We start from the raw sequence: 24953 nt of genomic DNA on the forward strand, positions 1-24953 counted from the left end.
CCTCGCCCCTTACTCTGGTGTCGCAATCGTCATCGTCATCGGCATCGGCAAGGGGACAGCGACAGCATGTACGGCTGGATCTGGCGGCATCTGCCGGGCAACACCTGGGTGAAGGCACTGATTTCCCTGGTGCTCGCGCTGGCGGTCGTCTTCGTACTCTTCCAGTACGTCTTTCCGTGGGCGGAGCCGCTGCTCCCCTTCAATGACGTCACTGTCGACCAAGGGATGGCAGCCGTCCGATGACCGCACGGATTCTCGTCGTCGACAACTACGACAGCTTCGTCTTCAACCTCGTCCAGTACCTCTACCAACTGGGTGCCGAATGCGAGGTGCTGCGCAACGACGAGGTCGAGCCGCGGCATGCGCGGGACGGCTTCGACGGTGTGCTGCTGTCCCCCGGCCCCGGTACCCCCGAGCAGGCAGGCGTCTGCGTCGACATGGTCCGGCACTGCGCGGACACCGGCATCCCGGTCTTCGGCGTGTGCCTGGGCATGCAGTCGATGGCGGTCGCTTACGGCGGCGTGGTGGACCGGGCGCCCGAGCTGCTGCACGGCAAGACCTCACCCGTCCTCCACGAGGGCGCCGGGGTCTTCGCCGGCCTGCCCTCCCCGTTCACCGCCACCCGCTACCACTCCCTCGCCGTCGAGCCCGACACCGTCCCCGACGAATTGCTCGTCACCTCCTGGACGGAGGCCGAGGAGGTCCCCGGCGGGCGGATCGTGATGGGTCTGCGGCACCGCGAACTACCGGTCGAGGGGGTGCAGTTCCACCCCGAGTCGGTGCTGACGGAGTGGGGGCACCGGATGCTGGCCAACTGGCTCGTCGAATGCGGCGACGAGGGGGCGGTGGAGCGCTCCACGGGGCTGGCCCCGGTGGTCGGCAAGGCCGGCGCGTGACCGACCCACGCCCCGGGCGTGAAGGGAGATCCTACGAGCCGGACGGTTCGCAGCGGTCGTACGGGCCGCCGCAGTCGTACGGGTCGCAGGAACCGCAGGGATCACAGGATCCGTACGGGTACCCCGACGCGTTCGAGGCGGCGGTGGAGCAGCTCGACGATCCGCTGAACGATCCGCTGCCGGGCCAGGCGGCACCACCGGCACCCGCGCCCGCTCCGTACGGGCAGCCGGGCCGGGGGCGACGGCGGGGCAGGGCGGCGCAGGAGGGCGGGAGCCAGGGCTCACCGTGGTTCCGCCCGCATCTGGAGCCGGAAGGCCCGTCCCGGCCGGACGGGCAGGCCCACGGCGCCGAGCGGGCCCCCTACGACCAGGGAGCCGGCCCCGGCCACGCCCCCCGCCCCACGGCGGCGGACTCGATATCCCGGCCGTATGTCGCACCGGAGACACCGGTACTGCCCGCTCCCGCGCCCGCCGTGCGGCCCGATGCTGCCGTCAGCCCCGCGCCTGCCGCGCGCCCCAGGCCCGCCGCGCGCCCCGCTCCGGCCGCCGCCGCACCGTGGCAGGGCGACAACGAGACCATGGCGCTGCGTCAGGCGGAGCAGCCCGAGCATGAGGCCGTTTCACGTGAAACGGACACCTCGGTTTCACGTGAAACCGAGACATCGGCATCCACCGCGGCGTCGACTCCGGCGTCCGGCGGCCGAGCGGCCCGGCGGAAGGCCGCTCAGGAGGCCGCCAAGCGAGGAGGACGGCGCGGGCGCCACGGCGGCGCTGCTGCCGCCACAGCAGACGCTGCAACAGCCTCTGAAGCGGCGCCCGCTGCCATGTCCCGGCTGGAGGCCCGGCAGGCCGCGCGCGCCGCCAAGGACAGCCCCAGCCTGATCGCCAGCCGCGCGCTGGGCGAAGTGTTCATCACCCTCGGCGTGCTGATGCTGCTGTTCGTCACCTATCAGCTCTGGTGGACGAATGTGAGGGCCGAAGAGGAGGCGGGCGGCGCCACCACCAACCTGCAGCACGAGTGGGACAAGGGCGGCGGCGAGAAGAAGAACCTCGCGGACGGTGAGCGCTTCGGGATCATGTACATCCCGAAGCTCGATGTGAAAGCCCCGATAGCCGAGGGAATCGACAAGCATCGTGTGCTGGACCACGGCATGATCGGTCACTACGACAAGAACAGCGGGGTCAAGACGGCGATGCCCTGGGACAAGAAGGGCAACTTCGCGGTGGCGGCGCATCGCAACACGCACGGCGAGCCGTTCCGCTACGTCAACAAGCTCACCAGGGGCGACAAGATCATCGTCGAGACGAAGAGCTCGTACTACACCTACGAGATGGAGAGCATCCTCCCCCAGACGTCTCCGAGCAACACCAGTGTGATCGGCCCCGTGCCGCCCGGGTCGGGGTTCACCGGACCCGGCCGCTACATCACCCTGACGACCTGTACCCCGGAGTTCACCAGTACCTATCGGATGATCGTCTGGGGCAAGATGGTCGACGAGCGGCCGCGGAGCAAGGGCAAACCGGATGCGCTCGCCGGCTGAGTGAACACAAGAGGGGTGCTGCGCGGTGACTGCAACCGGAACCGACGAGGAATGTGACCGGTCTGCGCCACCACCCCGGCCGCGCCGGGGGCGCAGGGCCATCGCCGCCGTCATCAGCGTCATCGGTGAACTGCTGATCACGGCCGGGGTCATCCTGGGCTTGTTCGTCGCCTACTCGCTGTGGTGGACCAATGTCCTCGCCGACCGCGCCGCGCACCAGCAGGGCGACCAGGTCCGCAAGCACTGGGCGAGCAACGGCCCCAAGGGCCCGGGGAAGCTGGACACCAAGGACGGCATCGGCTTTCTGCACGTACCGGCGATGGACAACGGCGAGGTCCTGGTCAAGAAGGGCACCGACTCCGAGATCCTCAACGAGGGCGTGGCCGGTTACTACACCAAGCCGGTCAAGTCGGAGCTCCCGGAGGACAAGAAGGGCAACTTCACCCTCGCCGCGCACCGTGACGGCCACGGCGCGAAGTTCCACAACATCGACAAGCTCAAGGACGGCGACCCGATCGTCTTCGAGACGAAGGACACCTGGTACGTCTACAAGGTGTTCGCGACGCTGCCCGAGACCTCGAAGTACAACGTGGACGTCCTCGACGACATCCCGAAGGAATCCGGCAAGCACAAGGCGGGCCGCTTCATCACCCTCACGACCTGCACCCCGGTCTACACCTCGAACTACCGCTACATCGTCTGGGGCGAGCTGGAACGCACCGAGAAGGTCGATGCGGACCGCACCCCCCCGAAGGAACTCCGCTAGCCGGACCGGACCGGACCGGACCGGACCCGGCCCGGCCCCACACGCCCAAGGACCTGTGCGGCGGTTCGGCGATGCGGACAACGAAGAAGCCCCGGCACCCTTCCCAGGGTGCCGGGGCTCCGTGCTTCCTCGTCGCGGGGACCGTTAGTGGTTGCCTCCGAAGGCTCCGCTGAAGAGGCCGCCACCGCCGTCGTTACCGTTGCCGCCACCGCCGACGGTCGTCAGCGTCACGGTGGTGGTCTTGGGATCGGACGGCGTGTTGGCCTGCGGGTCCTGGTTGATGACGCGGGCGTTGTCGTCCGGCGGACTGCCGCCGGTGAGCTGGAGGTTGGTGAAGCCGGCCTGCTGAAGCGCCTGCTTCGCATCCTTCAGCTTCTGTCCGACCACACCCGGAACCGGTGTCTGAGCGCCCGCCTTGCCGACCGTGAGGGTCACGGTGGAGTTCACCTTGGCGTCGGTGTTGCCCGCCGGGCTCTGGTCGATCACCTTGCCGACCTGGTTGGGGTCGGGGGTTTCCTGCTCGCTCTTGGAGACCTTGAAGCCCAGGTCCTGCAGCTGCCTCTGGGCCGCGGCGAAGTCCTGGCCCTTGACGTCGGGGACCTGCTTCTTCGGGCTCTCCGTGGCGATCGACAGCGTGATCTTCGCGTCCTTGGTCCGCTGCGAGTTCGCCTTCGGGTCCTGATCCGCGACGGTGCCGGGGTCACGGTCGGAGACCATGGGCTTGCTCTCGATATTGGTGAAGCCCTTTTCCTCGAGATCCTTGCGCGCCTGGTCCTCGGGCAGACCCGTGACGCTGGGCACCGTGATCTTCTCCTGGCCCGTGCACAGCGTGACGGTGACGGTGTCGTCCTTGCCGATCTCCTTGCCGGGCTTCGGACTCTGCTCGGTGACCTGGCCCTTCTTGACGTTGTCGCAGGCCTTGCGGCCCCCCTCGGTGACCTGGAAGCTGCCGTTCCTGCCGAACGACTTGGCTTCCTTGAGGGTCTTGCCGACGAGGTTGGGCACCGGCGTGGTGCCGCTCTTGCTGTTGCCGGTGAACATCGCCTTGCCGATGAAGATCGCACCGACCAGGACGAGGACGGCCGCCAGCACCAGCAGGATCGTCGAGGTGTTGCTCTTCTTCTGGCCGCCGCCACGGCGCCGGTCGCCGCGGTCGTCGTAGCCGTAGCCCCCGTCGTCCGGGTTCATCGGCGGCAGCATGGAGGTCTGGCCGGCCGGGTCCTGCGGCCGCAGCATGGTGGTCGGCTGGTCCTGGTCGTAGCCGCCCGCGCCCATGCCGGAGCTCGCCGCCACCGGCTGTCCGTCCAGCGCCGCCTCGATGTCGGCCCGCATCTCGTCGGCCGACTGATAGCGGTAGTCGGGGTCCTTGACCAGCGCCTTCAGGACGATGGCGTCCATCTCCGGCGTGATCTCGGGGTCGAAGTTGCTGGGCTTCTGGGGCTCCTCGCGGACATGCTGATAGGCCACCGCGACCGGTGAGTCACCGACGAACGGCGGCCGGACGGTCAGCAGCTCGTAGAGCAGACAGCCGGTGGAGTACAGGTCGGAGCGGGCGTCGACCTGCTCGCCCTTGGCCTGCTCGGGAGAGAGGTACTGCGCCGTGCCGATGACCGCCGCGGTCTGCGTCATCGTCATACCGGCATCGCCCATGGCCCGGGCGATGCCGAAGTCCATGACCTTGACCTGGCCGGTGCGCGTCAGCATGACGTTGGCCGGCTTGATGTCACGGTGGACGATGCCGGCCCGGTGGGAGTACTCCAGCGCCTGGAGGACACCGGTGGTCATCTCCAGCGACCGCTCGGGCAGCAGCTTTCTTCCGGAGTGCAGAAGCTCACGCAGCGTGGAGCCGTCGACGTACTCCATGACGATGTACGGGATCGAGACACCGTCGACGTAGTCCTCGCCGGTGTCGTAGACCGCGACGATCGACGGATGGTTCAGCGAGGCGGCCGACTGGGCCTCACGGCGGAACCGGGCCTGGAAGGACGGATCACGGGCGAGGTCCACCCGCAGCGTCTTCACAGCTACGGTGCGGCCCAGGCGGGTGTCATGCGCGAGGTACACCTCGGCCATGCCACCGCGGCCGAGCACCGAGCCCAGCTCGTACCGGCCGCCGAGGCGACGCGGCTCTTCCATAAGCTTCTCCAGCCCTCTCCGTCAGTCCCGACCGCACCGGTGTGTGGTCCGGCGGTGTGCTGTCCGGGCATACCGTACCCGGCACGCCCTACCGGACCGGGCCGGTGCCGCAACCTGATACGTGACCGGTATCGGCATGACCCGCGTCACTTCTCGCCTTCGAGTACCGCCTGCATGACGCGCTTCGCGATCGGAGCGGCAAGCTTTCCGCCGGCGATGTCGTCGCGAAGAGTGTCGGATCCCTCAATGACGACCGCGACCGCGACCGGGGTGCCCTTGTCGGTTTTCGCGTAGGAGATGAACCAGGCGTACGGGTTGTCCTTGTTGTTCTCGCCGTGCTGGGCGGTACCGGTCTTTCCGCCGACGGTGACGCCCGGGATCTGAGCGCTGGTTCCCGTGCCCTGCTTGACCACGGTTTCCATGATGCTCTGCACCTTCTGGGCGTTCTCCGCGCTGAGCGGCTGGCTCATCTCCTGCGGCGTGTGCTTCTGGACCACATTGAGGTTCGGCGCGACCAGCTGGTCGACCATGTACGGCTTCATCAGCTTGCCGCCGTTGGCGACCGCGGACGCGACCATGGCCATCTGCAGCGGCGTGGCACGGTTGGAGGCCTGGCCGATGCCCGCCATGGCGTTCTGCGGCCGGTTGTCCGTGGGGTAGATGCTCTCCGAGGCGCGGACCGGAGTGTTGATCCCCGGGTCGTTGAAGCCGAACTTCTCCGCCTCGGCCTTCATCTTCTTGTTGCCGAGGTCCGCGCTGATCTTGCCGAACACCGTGTTGCAGGACCAGCGCAGCGCCTCGCGCAGGCTGGCGTCCTTGCAGGGGATGTTGCCCTCGTTCTTCAGCGGCAGGCCCGAGGTGTCGGGGAGCGTGTAGGGCAGCGGGGAGTCGGTCTTGGAGTTGACGTCGTGGTAGAGGCCGTTCTCCAGGGCCGCCGAGGCCGTGACGACCTTGAAGGTGGAGCCGGGCGGGTAGGTCTGGCGCAGCGCCCGGTTGAGCATCGGCTCGTCGGCGTCGTTCTTCTTCTGCAGCGCGCTGTACGCCTCGGCGTCCTTGTTGCTCATCCCGGCGAAGGAGGACGGGTCGTACGACGGGGTGCTGGCCAGGGCCAGGATCGCGCCGGTCTCCGGGTTGATCGCGGCGACCGCGCCCTTCTGCTTGCCCAGGCCGTCGTAGGCGGCCTTCTGGGCCCTGGCGTCGAGGGTGGTCACCACGTTGCCGCCCTTCTGCTTGCCGCCGGTGAACATGTCCACCGTGCGGCTGAAGAAGAGCCTGTCGTCGGTGCCGCTGAGGATGCCGTCGTTCAGCTTCTCGAGCTGGTTGGCGTCGAAGGCCTGCGAGGCGTAGCCGGTGACCGGCGCCCACATCTTGCCGTTCTTGTACGTGCGCTTGTACTTGAAGTCGCCGCTGTCGGTGGTCGTGGAGCCGGTGATGGCCTTGCCGTCGACGATGATGTTGCCGCGCGGCGTGCTGTAGCGCTCGATCGCGACGCGGCGGTTGTGCGGATCGTTCTTGAGCTGGTCACCCTCGACGAACTGCACCCAGTTGACGCGGACCAGCAGAGCGAGGACGAGCAGGCCGCAGAAGATCGCGACCCGGCGCAGGGGCTTGTTCACGGGCGGACCACCTGGGTCATCTCGGCGTCGGTGGACGGGGCGGGAGCCGGCGCCGGACGGCGCGCGGTGTCGCTGATCCGGAGCAGGATCGCGACCAGTGCCCAGTTGGCGATCACGGACGAGCCACCCTGGGCGAGGAACGGCATCGTCATACCCGTCAGGGGGATCAGGCCCGTCACACCGCCGGCGACGACGAAGACCTGCAGCGCGAAGGCGCCGGACAGGCCGATCGACAGCAGCTTGCCGAACGGGTCGCGGGCGGCCAGCGCCGTGCGGATACCGCGCTCGATCAGCAGGCCGTACAGCAGCAGGATGGCCATCAGCCCGGCGAGGCCGACCTCCTCGCCGACCGTGGCGAGAATGTAGTCACTCTTCGGCGCGATACCCAGGATGAGGCGGGAGTAGCCCTGTCCCAGACCGGAGCCGAGGATGCCGCCGGACCCGAAGGAGTACATCGCCTGGGCGGTCTCGGTGACACCGCCGTTCAGCAGCTCCAGCGGGTTGAGCCAGTTGTGGACACGCGTCTGGACGTGCGACTCGAACGTCGCCACCGCGACCGCGCCGCCCGCGCTGAGCAGCAGACCGAACACGATCCAGCTGGTGCGCTCGGTGGCCACGTACAGCATCACGACGAACAGACCGAAGAAGAGCAGCGAGGTACCCAGGTCGGTCTCGAAGACCAGGATCATCAGGCTCAGCGCCCAGATGACGAGGATGGGCCCGAGGTCACGGCCGCGCGGGAGGTAGAGCCCCATGAAGCGGCGGCTGGCCAGCGCCAGCGCGTCCCGCTTCACCATCAGGTAGCCGGCGAAGAAGATCGCGATGATGATCTTCGCGAACTCACCGGGCTGCAGCGAGCCGAGACCCGGAATCGTGATCCAGATCTTCGCGCCGTTCACCCCGGGGAAGAACACCGGCGCGACCAGCAGGACCAGCGCCACCACCATCGAGATGTAGGTGTAGCGCTGCAGGACACGGTGGTCCTTGAGGAAGATCAGGATGGCGAGGAAGAAGGCGACACCGAGCGTCGACCACATCAGCTGGTTGGGCGCCATCGCCTTGCCCAGCGAGGGCTCCTGGTCCAGCCGCCAGATGAAGATCAGTCCCAGCCCGTTGAGCAGGGTGGCGATGGGCAGCATCAGCGGGTCCGCGTACGGCGCCCACTTGCGGACGACGAGATGCGCGACGCCCGCCAGCAGGCCCAGGCCCAGGCTGTAGCCCAGCACGCCGGCCGGCACCGAACCGTCCTTGGCCAGCCCGACGTTGATGTAGGCGAACACCGGAATCAGCACCGCGAAGATGAGCATCGCCAGCTCGGTGTTGCGGCGGCTCGGGGCTCCGATGGTGCCGATGGTGGTGGTGTTGGTGGTGCTGCTGCTCATGAGATCTACGGCCCCCTAGGCCCTCACTGCTGGGTGCTGCAATTCTTTTCCAGCTGCTTCTGCTCCTCGGAGGGGGCGGCCTGGCTGGTGCTGGGTCCGGGTTTCGGAGTGACGGTCGCCGACAGCGTGCCGGCCGTGCCGGTACCGCTGTCGTTGCCCGCCTTGCCGGTGGAACCGGGCTTGGTGCTCGGCGAACCGGACGGGGAAGGGGAACCGGGCTTCGACGGTGTGCCGGCCCGGCCCTTCTTGCCCGGGTGCCGTGCCGCCTCGCGTTCGGCCGCCTCCCGCTGCTCCTTGATACGGCAGGCATTGGCCTGGTTGTTCAGTTCGGTGACTTTTTCGCCGGCCTGCGTGCGGCTGTCGACCGCGATCGTCTCCTTGACCTGGTTGCGCTGGTACAGCGGCAGGTACTTGAGTTCGATCTCGGGATGGTCCTCGTCCACGTCGTTGAGCTTTATCCACGCGAGGTCCTGGCTGATGCCCCGGTAGAGCGCGACGTGGTCCTCCTTGGCGCCCACGAAGTACTGGGTCTGCGTCCAGTTGTAGCCCGCGTAGCACCCGCCGCCCACGACGGCCAGCGCCAGCGCGATGAACAGCGACCGCTTCAGCCACCGCCCGCGGCGGCGCGGCTTGACGAAGTCCTCGTCCATGAACGCGCCGAACGAGCCCTGCGGCGGGCCGCCGACCTCGTGCTCACCGCTGCCGGGCGGCCCGAAGGCACCGCCGGGACCGGCCGGTGCGCCCGGCCGGCCGAGCTCGGCGGCCCGCGCCGCGGGGGTCTGCAGCGTGCTCGGGTCGCTGAGCTGGTGCTGGTTCTCCGCGACGGCGCCGACGATGACCGGGGTGTCGTTGAGCTGGCCGGCCATCGCGTCGTTGCCGTCCACGTCCAGGACGTCGGCGACGATGCAGGTGATGTTGTCGGGTCCGCCGCCGCGCAGCGCGAGCTGGATCAGCTCCTGCACGGTCTCGTGCGGCCCGTGGTAGCTGGCGAGGGTCTCCTCCAGCGTCTGGTGGCTGACCACCCCGGACAGTCCGTCCGAGCAGATCAGATACCGGTCGCCGGCCCGCACCTCGCGGATCGACAGATCGGGCTCGACATGATCGCCGCTGCCCAGCGCCCGCATCAGCAGCGAACGCTGCGGGTGGGTGGTGGCTTCCTCTTCGGTGATCCGGCCCTCGTCGACCAGCCGCTGCACCCAGGTGTGGTCCTGGGTGATCTGGGTCAGCACGCCGTCGCGCAGCAGATACGCCCGCGAGTCACCGACGTGGACGAGGCCGAGCCGCTGCCCGGTCCACAGCAGGGCGGTCAGGGTCGTGCCCATGCCCTCCAGCTGGGGGTCCTCCTCGACCATCACCCGCAACTGGTCATTGGCGCGTGTGACGGCCGTGCCCAGCGAGGTGAGGAGGTCGGAGCCGGGGACGTCGTCGTCGAGCTGGACGAGCGTGGAGATCACCTCGGAGGAGGCGACCTCACCGGCGGCCTGGCCGCCCATGCCGTCGGCGATGGCGAGCAGCCGTGGCCCGGCATAGCCGGAATCCTCGTTGCCCTCGCGGATCATGCCCTTGTGCGATCCGGCGGCGAAGCGCAGTGACAAGCTCATGTGCACCTCACCCGTCGGCTCGGGGTACAGCCGGTCTCGTCGAGCCACACTGCCCACCCTCCGGTCGGGAGCACGCCCGGGTCCGCCGAGTGGACCGTCGCGGCTCGCTCGCTCCGCTCGCTCATTGTCGTACTACTTCCGCAGCTCGATGACGGTCTTGCCGATGCGGATCGGGGCTCCCAGCGGAATCGGTGTCGGGGTCGTCAGTCGGGTCCGGTCCAGATACGTGCCGTTGGTGGAACCCAGATCCTCGACGATCCACTGGCCGTCACGGTCCGGGTAGATCCTGGCATGCCTGCTGGACGCGTAGTCGTCGTCCAGCACGATGGTGGAGTCGTGCGCACGGCCCAGGGAGATGGTCTGGCCTTGGAGGGCGACCGTGGTGCCGGTCAGCGAGCCCTCGGAGACCACCAGCTTGGTGGGTGCTCCGCGGCGCTGACGGTTGTTGCCGCGACCGCCTTCCTGGCGGCGCTGCTGCTGCGGTGGCGCAGCCTGCCGCTGCGTACGCGCTTCCTGCCCGCCGCGCCGGGCGGCACCGCGCTGTGTGACGCGCGTGCCGAACAAATCACTGCGGATGACCTGAACGGCCACGATGACGAACAGCCACAGTACGGCGAGGAAACCCAACCGCATGACCGTGAGGGTCAGCTCTGACATGCTCCCCGCTTCACCCTTCGGCTTGCCGGTAAACGATGGTGGTACTGCCCACGACAATCCGCGAGCCGTCGCGGAGATTAGCGTGAGTGGTGTGCTGCCCGTCTACCACGATGCCGTTCGTGGAGCCCAGATCCTGGATCGTGGGGGGCGTTCCGACCCGGATCTCACAATGACGCCGGGAGACACCCGGGTCGTCGATCCGTACGTCAGCGTCGGTGCTGCGGCCCAGCACGAGCGTCGGGCGCGAGATCTGGTGGCGGGTGCCGTTGATCTCGATCCAGCGCCGGGTCTGCGCGTGGGGCTGCGGTCCTGCACCGGGCGGTGCCGTACGAGGTACGGGCTGTGCGCCGCCGGGAGGCGGGGACGAAGGCATGGGGGGCGGGCTCACGTGGCCGCCGCCGGGACGGCCGCCGCGGGGCGCCGCGGGGCGCGGTGCGGCCGCCGGGCCCGGCTGTTCCTGGGACGAGCTGGAGGCGAGCGTACGGCTGCGGACGCGGTACAGGCCGGTGTCGAGATCGTCGGCCTTCTCCAGATGGACCTTGATCGAGCCCATGAAGGTGTAGCGCTGCTGCTTGGCGTAGTCGCGCACCATGCTGGAGAGCTCGTCGCCGAGCTGCCCGCTGTAGGGGCTCAGCCGCTCGAAATCCGGGGTGCTCAGCTCGACGATGAAGTCGTTGGGGACGACCGTGCGGTCGCGGTTCCAGATGGTGGCGTTGTTGTCGCACTCGCGCTGCAGCGCGCCGGCGATCTCAACGGGCTGCACCTCGGACTTGAACACCTTGGCGAAGGTGCCGTTGACGAGACCTTCGAGACGCTGCTCGAAACGCTTCAGTACTCCCACGGGGCACCTCCTTCCTCAGTCTTCGTCGGGGTCGTCCTGATCGAGTCGTCCTGATACTGCTTACTGATCGTATCCACGCGTAGGGAAATCGGCTGGTTCCCCTTTCCCGCCTTGAGGACGAGTGTCGCCCCTCACAGAGGACGAGTGTCGCCCCTCACAGGGTTGCCCGGTGCTTGCTTGCTCCTTGCCCACTGCTCGTGCACTGCGATCGTAGATGTGCCCCGCAGACAGTGTCCCGCAACCGCCGGGCACTCCCGCCGGGCGGGTGCCGGAGTCGGACATGACGCATGCGCCGGCCCTGTCCCGGCCGGCCCGGAGGCGGGCCGGGTGGCCCACGCTCCGGTTGCGGCTACCGCGAGTGTGACCCCTTGGGGCAGTGCTCGGCGAATGTCCGAGGCACGGCGGGGTGCGGCCCGGGGCCGCCGCAGGGCGGGGACCGGGGGAAAGGCATGTGAAGGCACCCCCGACAGCGTGCTAATGTTCTGCATGTCGAAAGGCGCTCGCACAAGGCCCGGACCGAACGGCCCGGATCATGTGAGAACATCAAACGGCAGCACCCATGCGCGGGTGGCGGAATAGGCAGACGCGCTGGATTCAGGTTCCAGTGCCCGAAAGGGCGTGGGGGTTCAACTCCCCCCTCGCGCACAGATGAGACCCCCGGTCTCCGGAGGAATCCGGAGACCGGGGGTCTTTCGTTGCGTTTGTCACGTTGTTGCGTATGTCACGGCGGGGGCTCTGGGTGGGTTGCTGGGTGGGGTGGGACCTGGTGGCTCGGCGGCTTGAGGGGTGCGTCACATGTGGGGTTGGTGGCCTCGGGGTTGGTGACCTCCCGGCCTGGTCGTAGGGGGAGTGCGGGCCAACGGGCCGCGCAGGGCGGGGAGTCGGAGAGTCGGGGCGGGTGTACGCCGCGAGGCGGGCGCCGTGGTGGGGGCGCCCGCCGCGAAGGGAACTCTCGGAAGGCTCAGGAGGCGAAGCGGGCGACGAGGGCCTTGGCCTTGGCTGCCGCGTCCTCGTGGGCCTTGTCGCGGGAGGTCTCGTACAGCGGGACGAGCTCGGCCATCGCCGGGTTGCTGGGGGCCATGGTCAGCTCGGGGACGATGAAGTCGACTTCGAGTCCCATCCCGCCGCCCAGTACGGCCTCCAGGTAGTTCTGGACGTACTCGAAGGGCTCGCGAGGCGTGCCCGGCGCGTACGAGCCGCCGCGGCTGGCGACGACGGTGACCGGGGTGCCCTTGGCGGACGGCTGCTCGCCCGCGGTGCGGCCCATGAGGATCACCTGGTCGAGCCAGGCCTTGAGCGTGGAAGGAATCGTGAAGTTGTACATCGGGGCGCCGATGACGATCGCGTCGGCCTGCTCCAGCTCCTCGGCCAGCTTCACGCGCAGCGCGAAGGCCGCCTGCTGCTCGGGGGTGTGGCCGGCCGGGTCGGAGAAGCCGGCGGAGGCGCCGATGCCGTCGAGGTGGGGCAGCGGGTCGGCGGCCAGGTCGCGGTGGATCACCGTGCCGTCGGGGTGCTGCTCTTCCCAGGCCTTGCGGAAGACCGCGGTGACCGAGCGGGAGGCGGAGCCGTCCTCGGGGAACAGGGAGGAGTCGATGAGCAGAAGCGTGGCCATGGGAATCGGTCCTTCGCTACGTGGCCGGGCGGTGCGGGGCCACTGGTTGAATTCCGTATGTAGCTATTAATAGCACAGCAGCTTACTTTTCTGCAGCAGCAAACGGGAGGGCGGTACCCTGGCTGTATGGCGGATCATGGCGAGGCGGTGTGCAGGCAGGTCGACGCCGGTGTGACGCGTGTCTTCGAGCTCTTGGGGAAGCGCTGGACGGGGCTGATCGTCGCGACCCTGATGCCGGCGCCGGTGCACTTCGCCGATCTGCGGCGGGCCATCCCCGGCATCAGCGAGCGCATGCTCTCCGACCGCCTCGTGGAGCTGGCGGCGGCCGGCCTGCTCCTGCGCGAGGTGGATCCGGGCCCGCCACTGCGCGTCTCCTACCGGCTGACGCAGGCCGGTCTCGCGATGGAGCCCGCGCTCAAGGAGCTGGGGCGCTGGGCGGAGGCCTATCTCACGGACGGCGGGCAGTGCCCGGAGCGGTTCCGGAAGTGAGCGGCCCCCGGCTCCGGTAATGAGCGGCTCCCGGCTCCAGTGGCGAGCGGGCTCGTGGTTTCGGGGGTGAGTAGCCCCCGAGGTGAGGGGCTTCGGCTTCAGGGGCGGTTCCGGAAGCGAGCGGCCCTCGAAGCGAGGGGCTGCAGGGGCGGTTCCGGAAGTGGGAAGTGAGCGGGTCTGCGGGTGGGTGCTTCCGGGTAGGGCTGGAGTGGGGCGCGGGCGGTCGCGTCCGTAGTTGCCCCGCCCCCTTGTCCCGCTCCCTTGCCCCGTTTCTCCGCCCCGCCCCCTTGCCCCGTCCCGGCTGTTGGTCCCCCTATCCCAGTCGTTCCTGGGCGGCGTTGTAGCGCAGCAGGTAGGTGGCGAAGCGGTCGAGGTCGTCCTCGTCCCAGTCGGCGAGCCGCTCCCGGAAGGCCTTGCGGCGGCTGGCGGTGACGTTGGCGAGGACCTGCGCGCCCTTTTCGGTGGGGTGCAGCACCTGGACCCGGTGGTCCTCCGGGTCGACGCGGCGCTCGACGAAGTCGAGCTTCTCCAGTGCGGCGATCTGGCGGCTGACCGTGGACTTGTCCAGGAGGTAGTGCGCGGCGAGGTCCGTGGCGCGGCATCCGTGCTGGTCATCGAGGTGTGCCAGCAGGGTGTAGGAGACCAGTGACAGCTCGGGGTGCATCCGGGCGGCGGTCGCGCGGGCCCGGCGGGCGAACGCGGTCATCTCCTGCTGGATGGTCTCGACGGAGTCGTCGCGGTGGGTCACGAGTTGCCTTTCGCAGAGGTAGTTGTATAGTACAACGCGTATTGGAGTTGTATTTGCCAACTACTTCTTTCGGTCAGTAGTTGGCGACAGCTGATCCGACGAGCTGAGAAGGGCTGCCCATGAGTACGGTCCGGTCCCCCGACCATCGAAGCGAGCAGCACGGCAGCCACCGTTCCGTGCGTTCCTCCCACTCCGCCGGGCTGCGTCATGTCCTGACGCACCTGATCACCCCGCTGCTGATGTGCATCGGGATGGGGCTGGCGTACCTGGGGGCCTTCGCGAACCCCGCACCGCATCACCTTCCTGTCGCGGTCGTCGGATCGGGCCGGAGCGCGCAGCTGCTCGCCCAGTCGATCAACGACAAGGCACACGGGGACCTGGAGGTGCGGACCGTCGCTGACCGGGCTGCGGCCGTCGACGGGCTCAAGCACCAGGAGATCTTCGGTGCGTATGTGATCCATGCGCAGGGCGCGCCGAAGGCTTCGGCGACGGGTACGACGAAGGCTTCGGCGAAGGGCGCGGAGAAGGCTTCCGCGAAGGCAGCGAAGGAAGGGGCCGGGGGCGGCGGGGCCGGTGCCGGCGGGACGGCGGCGGCTTCGGCGAAGGCGGCGCCCGAGCTGTTGGTGGCGACCGCCGGATCCGATACCAGCGCTTCCGTCGTGCAGAAGGTCTTCACCCCGGTCGCGGCGCAGCAAGGCGCTCCCTTGAAGGTCACGGACGTGGCGCCGACGGCCGAGGACGACCCGACCGGGCAGGGCATCTTCTTCCTGCTGGTCGCGATCAGCATCGGCTCGTACGCCTCGGTCGCGGTGATCGGTGGGGCCGGGGCCGTGCTGCCGGTCCGGTTGCGGGCTGCGCTGGCGATCGGCACGTCCTTCGTCGTCGGCCTCATCGGGACGGCGTTCGCCGGTCCGGTCTTCCACCTGGTCGACCACGGTCTTCGGGGCCTGTGGGGCATGGCCTGGCTCTACTCCGCCGGCATTCTGCTGATCGGCACCGGTCTGCACACCTTCCTCAAGCGCTGGACCACGCTCGGCGTGATGGCTCTCTTCGTCATGCTCAACTTCACGTCCTCCGGCGGGATCTTCCGTCCGGAGATGCAGAACGGATTCTTCGCGGCGCTGCACTCCTTCTGGAACGGTGCGGGCTTCGTGGAGGGCACCCGCAGCCACGTCTACTTCGACGATTACGGCCTGTCGGGACACGTCTGGACGCTGGGGTGGTGGCTGGTCGCCGGCCTGCTGATGGTCGGGGCGGCGGCACTGGCCGAGAAGCGGCGGCGTACCGCGGAGGCGGAGGCGGCGGCCAATGCCGCGGCGGTGGCGGCGGCCGCGGTGGCGGCAACGGTGCCGGAGCCGACGCGGAAGCGGGGAGGCCGGACGGCGCGGTCGTCGGCAGGCGGAGCAGGGATGGAAGCGGGCGTTGGGGTCGCGGATGCCGATGTGGCTGTGGCTGTGGCTGCGGCTACGGAGGCGAACGTGGGGGTGGAGATGGAGATGGAGATGGAGGAGGCCGTGGGGGTTTAGCGGTTGATACGAGGCGGGTGGGGCGGGCGGTGCAGGCGCCGAGGGGGGTGCCGACCGCCTGCCTGCCGCTGTCTGGCGTCCCGCCGTCTGGTAGTTGGGGCGCTTGAGGTGCTTGGCGGTCCGGATATCCCATGTTCTGAGGCTCCGGCGTGCCAAGAGCTCGGCGTTCCGAGAGTTCGACGTTCCGAAAGTTCGGCGTCCTCAGCTTCCGGTCTTCGGAGATGCCTGGGGTCCGGGCTTCCTGGTCCGGGATTCGGCGGTCCGGGATTCGGCGGTTCGGGGATCTGTCGTGCGGGGATCCGGAGAGTTATCCACAGGCTCTGCGGGGTGTGACCGGATGTCGGTAACGTCATTGCTCGTCGGCAGGCCGGGTTCGCTCGGCGGGCTGATGGACGCAGCGGACAAGGACACAAGAACGCAGGTCGTTGAAGGGGGAGGTGGCCCGCTATGCCGCGTGTGCCGTACGTACCGGGGTTTGCCGAGGCGGACGAGCGGCGGGCGTTGCCCAAGGCCGCCGGGCGTGCCCTGCGGGAGCGAGTTCCGCGTGCCGAGCAGGCGGCGCTGTCGTTCACGGCGGGGAGGCCGGATGCGGTCACGGCGGTTGAGCAGTCCAATGCCGGACGACTGGCCGACCTGACGCCGATACGGGTCGGCCGGATGGCGGCGAGCCCCTTCGCTTTCCTCCGCGGCTCTGCGGGCCTGATGGCGTACGACCTGACGGGCAGCCCCGTGACCGGCATCGGCGCGCAGATCTGCGGGGACGCCCACGCCGCCAACTTCGGACTCTACGGCGACGCCCGCGGGCAGCTCGTCATCGATCTCAACGACTTCGACGAGACCTTGTACGGGCCGTGGGAATGGGACGTGAAGCGGCTTGCGACGTCGATGGTGCTGGCCGGCCGGGAGGCGGGCGCCGGCGAGGACGACTGTCGTAAGGCGGCGCAGGATGCGGCGGGCGCGTACCGGCGCACGATGCGGTTGCTGGCGAAGCTGCCGGTGACCGAGGCGTGGAACGCTATCGCCGACGAGGCGCTGGTCTCGCACGCCGACGCAAAAGATCTTGTGGGGACGCTGGAGCGGGTAGCGGACAAGGCGCGCAAGAACACCAGCGCGCGGTTCGCGGCAAAGGCGACGGAGGAGACGCCGGACGGTGGCCGCCGGTTCGTGGACGCTCAGCCGGTGTTGCGGCAGGTGCCGGATGCGGAAGCGGCCGCCGTGGCCGCCTCGCTCACCGGCTATCTGGAGACGCTCCCCGAGGATCTGCTGCCCCTGATGGCTCGGCACGCGGTACACGACGTGGCTTTCCGAGTGGTCGGCACGGGCAGTGTGGGGCTGCGGTCGTATGTGGTGCTGCTGTTGGACCACCGGGGCGAGCCGCTTGTCCTGCAGGTGAAGGAGGCCCGCGCCTCGGTGTTGGTGCCGTTCGTGGCGAAGGCCGGCTTCCCGGTGCCGCAGGTGGTGCACGAGGGACGCCGGGTGGTGCTCGGGCAGCGTCGGATGCAGGTGGTCAGCGACATACTGCTGGGCTGGACGACGGTGGAGGGCGCGGAGTCGTGGGGCGGTGGCGCGACCGCGGGGAACGGCCGGTGGGGAGGAACGCCCTTCCAGGTCCGCCAGTTCAGAAACCGCAAGGGCAGCGTGGACCCGGCGCAGCTGTCCGGCGATCAGATGGACGACTACGCCCGGATGACCGGTGCCCTTCTGGCCCGAGCCCATGCGCACAGCGCGGACCCACGCCTTCTGGCCGGCTACTGCGGCAAGAACGAGGAACTGGACGAGGCGATCGCCAACTTCGCGGTCACGTACGCGGACCGCACGGAAGCAGACCATGCGGAGCTGGCCACAGCGGTGAAGAACGGGCGGATTGCGGCGGAGACGGGGGTGTAGGGGGAGGCGCTCGGGCTCCCGGCCGGGTGGGTGGGGAGATCAGCGCGGGGGCACTTGGAGCACGGCTGGATTCGGGGGCCGGAGCAGCGGGGGCAGATGCCCCCGCTTGGGAAAGGGGCTGGGCGGCGGTGGTTGCGGCGGTGGCCCGCCGGGACCTGCCGGGACAGGTGTGCGGGGTGTGGGCAGCTCGTGGCAGCGGAGCGATCGGCGGCGTTCCGACCTTCGCGGGGGTGCCATGACGGCCTGGGGACCGTCGACGCGTTGCTATTGGGCCGGGGTGTGTGTCCACGGACACCCAGGCCGGCCGACCCGGGGTTGTCTGCGGCACTTGTGCGGCTGATGAGCAGGCTGCAGGTATTGATCTGGTGGGCGGGCTGCCGGGGATCCGGCGGCTGGATGAGGGGGTTCTCGCTGGGGCTGTCGGGGGTTCCTGGTCTGCCAGGGCTCTTGGGGGTGTGGGGCTGCCGGAGGTTCCGGGCCCGCCGGAGCTCTTGGGCTTGCTGAGCCTCTTGGGGGTTGCTGGGCCCCCAGGTTTGCGGGGGCTTGCCTGGGCTTCGGGGAGCAGCTGAGCTCTGTCGGGGCCGTCGGGGCCGTCGGGGCCGTCGGGGCCGTCGGGGCCGTCGGGGGCACTGGGGCCGCTGGGCTGCCCGGGCCCCGGATCGCCGGGGCAGCTGGGGCCCCGGGGCTGCCGAGGCCTGCCGGGGGCGACGGAGGGGCAGCTGAGGAGCCGGTCGTCTGGGGGTGGCGGGTGAGGGGTGGGTGGGTTGGGGGAGGGGGGAGGCCCCCAGTAGGTAGCGAGCGAATGGCCGTGGGGGGCCGGGCCCGGTGTGGGCCGTACGCTGACTGGGTGACGAACTCGCACGCGGAGAACACGCAGGACGGTCAGCACCGACCGGACGTACCGGGTACCCCGGACGCCACGGCCGCGCCGCAGGCACCGGATGCCCGCGGCGACGGTCAGAGAGCCCAGGCCGGGCAGGACGGCGGTTCGGAAGACCGGACCGGGGCCTCCGAGGGGGTGGATGCCGGCCAAGGAGCTCAGGGCGATTCGGCTGACGCCAAGGCAGCGGCGGGAGCCGAGCCGGGCGGCGCGCCGGATCAGCAGGCGGCGCAGGACGAGGCGACGCGGCGGCTGGCGAAGGCGGTCCGGGCCGCGGAGCAGGCGCTGATCGAGTTCGAGATCGCGGTGGAGACCTTCCGGGTGGAGGTGGAGAACTTCTCCCGCCTGCACCACCAGCGGCTCGGCCCCATGTACGCGCGGCTGGACGAGCTCGATGCGCAGATCGCCGAGGCGGTGGCGGCGCGTACGGGGGATCCCGAGGATGTCCGTAAGGCGCAGGAGGCGCGTGCGTCGGTGCTGCCGATGCCGGAGGTCGAGGAGCTGTTCCACGGCTGGATGGGCTCGGACGGGCTGTTTTCCGAGGCGCAGGCGATGCTCACCGAGCAGCCGGTGCAGCCGCCGCAGAAGGTGCGGCCCAGCGAGGAGGCCCGCAAGGTCTACCGCGACCTGGTGCGCAAGGCCCATCCGGACCTGGCGCGGGACGATGCCGAGCGGACCCGGCGCGACGAGTTCATCGCGCGGGTCAACGCAGCGTACGGGCAGGGTAACGAGGCCCTGCTGCGGGAGCTGGTGCAGGAATGGGAGGCCGGTCCCGCTCCGGCCGAGGAACGGCTCAGCGAGAGTGAGGAGCTGTACGCCCGGCTGGAGTGGCTGGCCGAGCGCAAGGAGCTGCTGGCTGCCGCGGCCTCCGAGCTGGAGGAGAGCGCGATCGGGGCGATGATCAAGATGGCGCCGGAGGACCCGGACGCGCTCCTGGACGAGATCGCCGAGAAGCTGCTCGCCGATGTTGCGGAACGTGAGACGTACCTCGCGCAGCTGGTCGGGTAGCGTCGGCACCATGCAATTTGGTTCTGTGCCCACGGTCGATGTCGACGCTCTCACGTCGGAGCACTTCCTCCTGGACGTGCGTGAGAACGACGAGTGGGAGGCGGGGCACGCCGAAGGCGCGCTGCACATCCCGATGAGCGAATTCGTCGCTCGCTACGGAGAGTTGACCGAGGCGGCCCCTGCGGACGGCAAGGTGTATGTGCTGTGCCGGGTCGGTGGGCGCTCGGCGCAGGTGACGCAGTATCTGGTCCAGCAGGGTGTCGACGCGGTGAATGTCGCGGGCGGCATGCAGGCCTGGGAGGCCGCCGGCCGCCCCGTGTCGGACGGCAAGGGCGGCGCCGGGGTGGTCATCTAGCCGGTAGCCGGTAGCCGGTAGCCGGTAGCCGGTAGCCGGTAGCCGGGCGGCCGGGTGGGGCTGCTCGGTGTCGGAGGGTTTATCGGGCGGCTGTCCGCGGTCGGGCGTGCGGTGGCCGCCGAGCGGGACGCGAGACTCGGCGCTGCGCCGGCATCGGCGGCACGAGCCCGCCGCGGACGCCCGCTGTGCCTTCCGCCCTTCTGCCGCCTCAGCCCAGCGGATGTGCTGCGAGCAGATCGCCGAGGGCCTCCTCGTGGGCGGCGGCGGGGCCGAGGGAGAGCTCCAGCTGTTTGGCCCAGGCGTGGTAGCGGTGCAGCGCGTAGTCGGTGTCGGCGCCGAAGCCGCCATGAAGGTGCTGGGCGGTCTGGACGACGCGGCGTACACCTTCCGAGGCCCAGATCTTGGCGACCGCGACATCCCCGGCGGGCGGGAGCGGGCCGGCCGCGTCGGTGGTGATCCGCCAGGCGGCCTGCCAGAGGGTGGCCTCCATGGCACGCAGGTCGATGAAGCGGTCGGCGGCCTGGACGGCTACGGCCTGGAAGGTGGCCACCGGGAATCCGAACTGCTCGCGCTTGCTCGTGTAGTCGCCGGTCATGGCGAGGACGCGCTCGCCCAGGCCCAGGGCGAGCGCACAGGTACCGGTGGTCAGAACGTTGCGCAGCAACTCCCAGGCGCCCGGGTCAGTGATCGTTTCCTGGTCGCTGAGGCGTACGGAACCCAGCCGGACCTCGGCAAGGCGCTCTCCGGTGGTGGATATCTGGTCGTCGAGTGTGACGCCCGGGTGGGTGCGGGGGACGAGCGCGACTACGGCGTGGCCTTCGGGGGTGTGGGCGGGGAGCAGGAGCCGGTCCGCGGTCCGGGCCCAGGGAACGGCGGTCTGGACCCCGTCGAAGACCCAGTCGGCACCCTCCTGGCGGGCGTCGACGGCGAGTTCAGCCGGTTCGTGCCCGGTGCGCCCGCTGCCGGCGACGGTCACGACGAGCTCCCCGGCAGCAATCCGGGGCAGCACTTGCGCACCCAACTCGTCGGCCGCGTAACGCTGGAGGGTGAACGCGGCGGCGCCGGCCTCCAGCAGCGGCACCCGTGCCAGCACCTTGGCCGACTCGCGGAGTACGAGGCAGAGCGCGATCGGGTCGAGGCCAGCTCCGCCGTGCTCGGGCGCGATCGGCAGGCTCAGCAGGTCGGCGTCGGCGAGCTTGCGCCACAGGGCGCGGTCGAAGTCGTCGGCGACCGCACCGGGGGTGAGCGCCGGGCTGGGCACGCCGTCCGGCGCGACCCCCGCGAAGACGGCCCTGGCCGCTTCGGCGGCGGCCTGCTGCTCCTCGGTGAAGGTGAAGTCCATTGCACTGTCCTCCCACGCGGCGCCTCGAACTGACGAGGCGTCAAGGTAGAACATGTTCCAGGAATTGGGAATGGCGGAACCGTTGCGGGTTCATCGGTCGAAGTCCAGCTCCACCTGCTCCGTGACCGGATGGGACTGGCAGGCGAGGACGTACCCCGCGTCTACCTCGTCGGATTCCAGGGCGAAGTTGCGGTCCATGCGGATCTTGCCCGAGACCAGGAAGGCGCGGCAGGTGCCGCAGACGCCGCCCTTGCAGGCGTACGGGGCGTCCGCGCGGTTGCGCAGGACCGCCTCGAGCAGCGACTCGCTGTCGTGGACCGGCCAGGTGCCGGAGCGGCCGTCGAGGGTGGCGGTCACGGTGCTGTGCGCGGGTGCGGCGGCGGGGGCGGTCGGGGCGCCGTTGTCGACGTGGAAGATCTCTTCGTGGATGCGGGTGCGCGGCACCTGGAGGGCGCGGAGGGCGCGTTCGGCGCCCTGGACCAGGCCATAGGGGCCGCAGAGGTACCAGCCGTCGACGGAGTCGATCTTCAGCAGCGCGGGCAGGAGGGAGCGGAGCCGGGCCTCGTCCAGGCGGCCGGAGGGCAGGCCGGCTTGCTGCTCCTCGCGCGAGAGGGCGTGGATGAGCTGGAAGCGCTGCGGATGGCGGTCCTTGAGGTCGGCCACCTCCTCCAGGAACATCGTCGACGCCGCCGTGCGGTCGCTGCGGATGAGGCAGAAGCGGGCGTCCGGCTGCCGTTCGAGCAGGGTGGCGGCGATGGACAGCACGGGGGTGATGCCACTGCCGCCGACGATGGCGACGAAATGTCCGGGGCGTGGTGCGAGGGTGAACCGGCCGGCCGGGGCCATCACCTCGACCGTGTCGCCGACGGCGAGTTCCTTGAGCGCGTAGGTCGAGAAGACGCCGTCCTCGACGAGACGGATACCTACACGCAGTACGGGCTGGTCGGTGGCCGGGGTGCAGATGGAGTACGTACGGCGGATCTCCTGGCCGTCGACCGTTCTGCGCAGGGCGATGTGCTGTCCGGGAGTGTGCCGGAAGGCCGTGCGCAGCTCGGGCGGGACCGCGAAGGTGACGGCCACCGCGTCGTCCGTGAGCCGCTCGATCTCCCGGACCTGGAGCGGGTGGAACATCACAACTCCTTGAAGTGGTCGAAGGGCTCGCGGCAGGACTCGCAGCGTCGCAGTGCCTTGCATGCCGTGGAGGAGAACCGGCTCAGCAGGGTGGTGTCGGTCGATCCGCAGTGCGGACAGCGGAGGGTGAGGTCGACGGCGACCGGGCCGCCGGCCGGTCCCGTGGGGCGCGGGGGTGCGATACCGAATTCCGCGAGCTTGCGGCGGCCTTCGGCGGTGATCGCGTCCGTGGTCCACGGCGGGCTGAGGACCGTGCGTACCTCGACCTCGGGTATCCCGTGGTCGTGCAGCACTCGCTCGATGTCGGCCGACATCGTCTCGATGGCGGGGCAGCCGGTGTAGGTGGGGGTGAGCCGCACCTCGACCCGGCCGGGGCCGGTCAGCTGTACCCCGCGCAGCACTCCCAGTTCGGCGAGGGTGAGCACGGGCAGTTCGGGGTCGGGAACGGAGCCGGCCAGGGCGAGCAGTTCCTCTTCGAGGGCGGTGGTGGTCACCATGCCGCCCCCGGGTGGCTGCGGTGGAGGTGCTGCATCTCGGCGAGCAGCCGTCCGAACGATTCGGTGTGCAGGCCCTGGCGGCCCGCGCCGGCCGTCCAGGCACCGTGCCGGGGGCCTTCGGGGACGGTGAGGGTGGCTTGTTCCAGGGTGGCGGTGATGCGTGCGGTCCAGCTGTCGTGCAGGGCCGGCCAGGGCACCGTTTCCAGTCCCGCCACCGGCTCGAACAGCTCGCCGGTGAAGCGCCAGAGGGCGTCCAGGGCACGTTGCATCCGGGTATGGCTCTCGTCGGTGCCGTCCCCCAGGCGCAGCGTCCACTGATGGGCGTGGTCGCGGTGGTAGGCGACCTCCTTGACGGCCTTCGCGGCCAGCGGTGCCAACTCGTTCTCGGTGGTGGCGAGATGCTCGAACAGCAGCTCCTGGTAGGTGGAGAAGTAGAGCTGGCGGGCGATGGTGTGGGCGAAGTCGCCGTTGGGCTGCTCGACGAGCTGGAGGTTGCGGAACTGCCGCTCCTCGCGCAGATAGGCCAGTTCGTCCTCATCACCGGCGAGGGAGAGCAGCACACGGGCCTGGCCGAGCAGGTCCAGCGCGATATTGGCCAGTGCGACCTCCTCCTCCAGGACCGGGGCGCGCCCCGCCCACTCGCCCAGGCGGTGGGAGAGGATCAGGGCGTCGTCCCCGAGGGGCAGGGCCGGGGTGGCGGTGACGTTCCTCAAAGGTGATGCACCCCGTCCGGGATCTCGTAGAAGGTCGGGTGGCGGTAGGGCTTGTCACCGGCCGGTTCGAAGAAGCTGTCCTTCTCGTCCGGCGAGGAGGCGGTGACCTGCGCGGAGGGCACCACCCAGAGGGAGACGCCCTCCGAGCGGCGGGTGTAGAGGTCGCGGGCGTTGCGCAGCGCCATCTCGGCGTCCGGTGCGTGCAGGCTGCCGGCGTGGGTGTGGGAGAGTCCGCGGCGGCTGCGGACGAAGACCTCCCACAGGGGCCAGTCGGCGGGCCGGGCGGCCGTCCCCGCGGTGGTCGCGGGGGCTTCGGCAGGGCGTGGTGTCGTCATCGGGTGACCTCCCCGTGCTTGGCCGCGTGTGCGGCGGCTGCCTCGCGCACCCAGGCGCCGTCCTCGTGAGCCTGCCGCCGGCGGCTTATCCGCTGTTCGTTGCAGGGGCCGTTGCCCTTGAGGACCTCGCGGAACTCGGTCCAGTCGATCGGGCCGAAGTCCCAGTGCCCGCGCTCGTCGTTCCACGTCAGATCCGGGTCGGGGAGCGTGAGCCCGAGGGCCTCGGCCTGGGGGACGCAGATGTCCACGAAGCGCTGGCGCAGCTCGTCGTTGGAGTGCCGCTTGATCTTCCAGGCCATGGACTGCGCGGAGTGCGAGGACTCGTCGTCCGGCGGGCCGAACATCATCAGCGAGGGCCACCACCAGCGGTTCACCGCGTCCTGCGCCATGGCGTGCTGTGCCTCGGTGCCGCGGCTGAGGGTCAGCAGGAGCTCGTAGCCCTGTCGCTGGTGGAAGGACTCCTCCTTGCAGATACGGACCATCGCGCGGGCGTAGGGGCCGTACGAACAGCGGCAGAGCGGGACCTGGTTGGTGATCGCGGCGCCGTCCACCAGCCAGCCGACGGCTCCGACATCGGCCCAGGTCAGGGTCGGGTAGTTGAAGATCGAGGAGTACTTCTGGCGGCCGGAGTGCAGCTTGTCGAGCAGTTCGTCGCGGCCGGTGCCCAGGGTCTCGGCGGCGCTGTAGAGATACAGGCCGTGGCCGGCCTCGTCCTGCACCTTCGCCATCAGGATCGCCTTGCGGCGCAGGGACGGCGCGCGGGTGATCCAGTTGCCCTCCGGCTGCATGCCGATGATCTCGGAGTGGGCGTGCTGCGCGATCTGACGTACGAGTGTCGAGCGGTAGGCATCAGGCATCCAGTCCCGCGGTTCGATGCGTTCGTCCGCGGCCACGGTGGCGTCGAATGCGGCCTCGCGGACCGCCGTCTCTTCCGGCGCGATCGTCGTCATGTGGTGCCCCCTCGCTCCCGACCGACCGATCGTTCGGTTCAATG

The 24953-nt window shown here is 69.7% G+C and carries 23 protein-coding genes and 1 tRNA gene; 10 read left to right on the forward strand and 14 right to left on the reverse strand.

The features are described 5' to 3' along the window. The first annotated feature begins 66 nt into the window (after window positions 1-66). The 4 genes from D9V36_RS41050 to D9V36_RS22335 are packed head-to-tail and all read left to right on the forward strand — an operon-like array spanning window position 67 to window position 3203. Window positions 67-243, forward strand: coding sequence for a hypothetical protein (locus D9V36_RS41050; protein ID WP_006604449.1), 177 nt, complete (start codon window positions 67-69; stop codon window positions 241-243). After that, window positions 240-896: an aminodeoxychorismate/anthranilate synthase component II gene (locus tag D9V36_RS22325; RefSeq protein WP_129295340.1), complete on the forward strand. Its 657-nt coding sequence runs from the start codon at window positions 240-242 to the stop codon at window positions 894-896. The genes D9V36_RS41050 and D9V36_RS22325 overlap by 4 nt, the downstream gene beginning before the upstream one ends. Then, complete coding sequence (locus tag D9V36_RS22330; RefSeq protein ID WP_129295341.1) at window positions 893-2437, forward strand: class E sortase; 1545 nt, start codon at window positions 893-895, stop codon at window positions 2435-2437. The genes D9V36_RS22325 and D9V36_RS22330 overlap by 4 nt, the downstream gene beginning before the upstream one ends. Before the next feature lie 25 nt (window positions 2438-2462). Next, window positions 2463-3203, forward strand: a complete 741-nt coding sequence (locus tag D9V36_RS22335) for a class E sortase (protein WP_129295342.1) — start codon at window positions 2463-2465, stop codon at window positions 3201-3203. Window positions 3204-3347: 144 nt separating this feature from the next. Here D9V36_RS22335 and pknB read toward each other — a convergent pair whose 3' ends face one another. The 6 genes from pknB to D9V36_RS22365 all read right to left on the reverse strand — a co-directional run bounded on the left by pknB (window position 3348) and on the right by D9V36_RS22365 (window position 11436). Beyond that, window positions 3348-5339, reverse strand: coding sequence for a Stk1 family PASTA domain-containing Ser/Thr kinase (pknB, locus tag D9V36_RS22340; RefSeq protein WP_129295343.1), 1992 nt, complete (start codon window positions 5337-5339; stop codon window positions 3348-3350). A 146-nt stretch (window positions 5340-5485) separates the two neighbouring features. Next, entirely contained in the window at window positions 5486-6955 is a 1470-nt protein-coding gene (locus D9V36_RS22345; RefSeq protein ID WP_129295344.1) for a peptidoglycan D,D-transpeptidase FtsI family protein, read from the reverse strand. Continuing rightward, window positions 6952-8337, reverse strand: a complete 1386-nt coding sequence (locus tag D9V36_RS22350; RefSeq protein WP_129295345.1) for an FtsW/RodA/SpoVE family cell cycle protein — start codon at window positions 8335-8337, stop codon at window positions 6952-6954. Before D9V36_RS22350 ends, D9V36_RS22345 begins: the two co-directional genes overlap by 4 nt. Window positions 8338-8360: 23 nt before the next feature. Further along, entirely contained in the window at window positions 8361-9938 is a 1578-nt protein-coding gene (locus tag D9V36_RS22355; RefSeq protein ID WP_129295346.1) for a PP2C family protein-serine/threonine phosphatase, read from the reverse strand. Between the two features lie 132 nt (window positions 9939-10070). Continuing rightward, complete coding sequence (locus D9V36_RS22360; protein WP_093492247.1) at window positions 10071-10595, reverse strand: FHA domain-containing protein FhaB/FipA; 525 nt, start codon at window positions 10593-10595, stop codon at window positions 10071-10073. Window positions 10596-10605: 10 nt separating this feature from the next. Further along, window positions 10606-11436: an FhaA domain-containing protein gene (locus D9V36_RS22365; RefSeq protein ID WP_129295347.1), complete on the reverse strand. Its 831-nt coding sequence runs from the start codon at window positions 11434-11436 to the stop codon at window positions 10606-10608. Window positions 11437-11997: 561 nt separating this feature from the next. Between D9V36_RS22365 and D9V36_RS22370 the strand changes: the two genes are divergently transcribed. Next, window positions 11998-12081, forward strand: a tRNA-Leu gene (locus tag D9V36_RS22370). A gap of 316 nt (window positions 12082-12397) precedes the next feature. On the opposite strand, the gene D9V36_RS22375 is transcribed toward D9V36_RS22370, so the two are convergent. After that, window positions 12398-13048: an FMN-dependent NADH-azoreductase gene (locus tag D9V36_RS22375; protein WP_129295348.1), complete on the reverse strand. Its 651-nt coding sequence runs from the start codon at window positions 13046-13048 to the stop codon at window positions 12398-12400. 126 nt (window positions 13049-13174) lie between these two features. Between D9V36_RS22375 and D9V36_RS22380 the strand changes: the two genes are divergently transcribed. Continuing rightward, window positions 13175-13537, forward strand: a complete 363-nt coding sequence (locus D9V36_RS22380) for a winged helix-turn-helix transcriptional regulator (protein WP_129295349.1) — start codon at window positions 13175-13177, stop codon at window positions 13535-13537. A 313-nt stretch (window positions 13538-13850) separates the two neighbouring features. Here the strand turns inward: D9V36_RS22380 and D9V36_RS22385 are convergent, their stop codons facing one another. Beyond that, window positions 13851-14285 (reverse strand): MarR family winged helix-turn-helix transcriptional regulator, encoded by a 435-nt coding sequence (locus D9V36_RS22385; protein ID WP_093492248.1) that lies wholly within the window; start codon window positions 14283-14285, stop codon window positions 13851-13853. 119 nt (window positions 14286-14404) lie between these two features. Here D9V36_RS22385 and D9V36_RS22390 point away from each other — a divergent pair, with 119 nt between their 5' ends. From D9V36_RS22390 to D9V36_RS22405, 4 genes are all read left to right on the forward strand, one after another. Beyond that, on the forward strand, window positions 14405-15811 hold the full coding sequence (locus D9V36_RS22390) for an ABC transporter permease (protein WP_129295350.1): 1407 nt from the start codon (window positions 14405-14407) through the stop codon (window positions 15809-15811). A gap of 447 nt (window positions 15812-16258) precedes the next feature. Continuing rightward, on the forward strand, window positions 16259-17698 hold the full coding sequence (locus D9V36_RS22395) for a DUF2252 domain-containing protein (RefSeq protein WP_129295351.1): 1440 nt from the start codon (window positions 16259-16261) through the stop codon (window positions 17696-17698). Between the two features lie 847 nt (window positions 17699-18545). Continuing rightward, window positions 18546-19586, forward strand: coding sequence for a J domain-containing protein (locus D9V36_RS22400; protein WP_129295352.1), 1041 nt, complete (start codon window positions 18546-18548; stop codon window positions 19584-19586). A 10-nt stretch (window positions 19587-19596) separates the two neighbouring features. Next, window positions 19597-19941: a rhodanese-like domain-containing protein gene (locus D9V36_RS22405; protein ID WP_206739714.1), complete on the forward strand. Its 345-nt coding sequence runs from the start codon at window positions 19597-19599 to the stop codon at window positions 19939-19941. 208 nt (window positions 19942-20149) lie between these two features. Here the strand turns inward: D9V36_RS22405 and D9V36_RS22410 are convergent, their stop codons facing one another. The 6 genes from D9V36_RS22410 to paaA form a co-directional block, all read right to left on the reverse strand. Continuing rightward, window positions 20150-21283: an acyl-CoA dehydrogenase family protein gene (locus D9V36_RS22410; protein ID WP_129295353.1), complete on the reverse strand. Its 1134-nt coding sequence runs from the start codon at window positions 21281-21283 to the stop codon at window positions 20150-20152. Between the two features lie 90 nt (window positions 21284-21373). After that, on the reverse strand, window positions 21374-22414 hold the full coding sequence (gene paaE, locus D9V36_RS22415) for a 1,2-phenylacetyl-CoA epoxidase subunit PaaE (RefSeq protein ID WP_129295354.1): 1041 nt from the start codon (window positions 22412-22414) through the stop codon (window positions 21374-21376). Next, on the reverse strand, window positions 22414-22911 hold the full coding sequence (paaD, locus tag D9V36_RS22420; RefSeq protein ID WP_088798774.1) for a 1,2-phenylacetyl-CoA epoxidase subunit PaaD: 498 nt from the start codon (window positions 22909-22911) through the stop codon (window positions 22414-22416). The genes paaE and paaD overlap by 1 nt, the downstream gene beginning before the upstream one ends. Then, complete coding sequence (paaC, locus tag D9V36_RS22425; RefSeq protein WP_129295355.1) at window positions 22905-23624, reverse strand: 1,2-phenylacetyl-CoA epoxidase subunit PaaC; 720 nt, start codon at window positions 23622-23624, stop codon at window positions 22905-22907. The genes paaD and paaC overlap by 7 nt, the downstream gene beginning before the upstream one ends. Beyond that, the gene (gene paaB / locus D9V36_RS22430; protein ID WP_241720980.1) at window positions 23621-23959 is read right to left on the reverse strand and encodes a 1,2-phenylacetyl-CoA epoxidase subunit PaaB; all 339 of its coding nucleotides are present in this window, start codon (window positions 23957-23959) and stop codon (window positions 23621-23623) included. The genes paaC and paaB overlap by 4 nt, the downstream gene beginning before the upstream one ends. Then, the gene (paaA, locus tag D9V36_RS22435; protein WP_129295356.1) at window positions 23956-24909 is read right to left on the reverse strand and encodes a 1,2-phenylacetyl-CoA epoxidase subunit PaaA; all 954 of its coding nucleotides are present in this window, start codon (window positions 24907-24909) and stop codon (window positions 23956-23958) included. The genes paaB and paaA overlap by 4 nt, the downstream gene beginning before the upstream one ends. Between the last annotated feature and the right edge of the window lie 44 nt (window positions 24910-24953).

The organism is Streptomyces lydicus (assembly GCF_004125265.1).
Lineage (GTDB): Bacteria > Actinomycetota > Actinomycetes > Streptomycetales > Streptomycetaceae > Streptomyces > Streptomyces lydicus_C.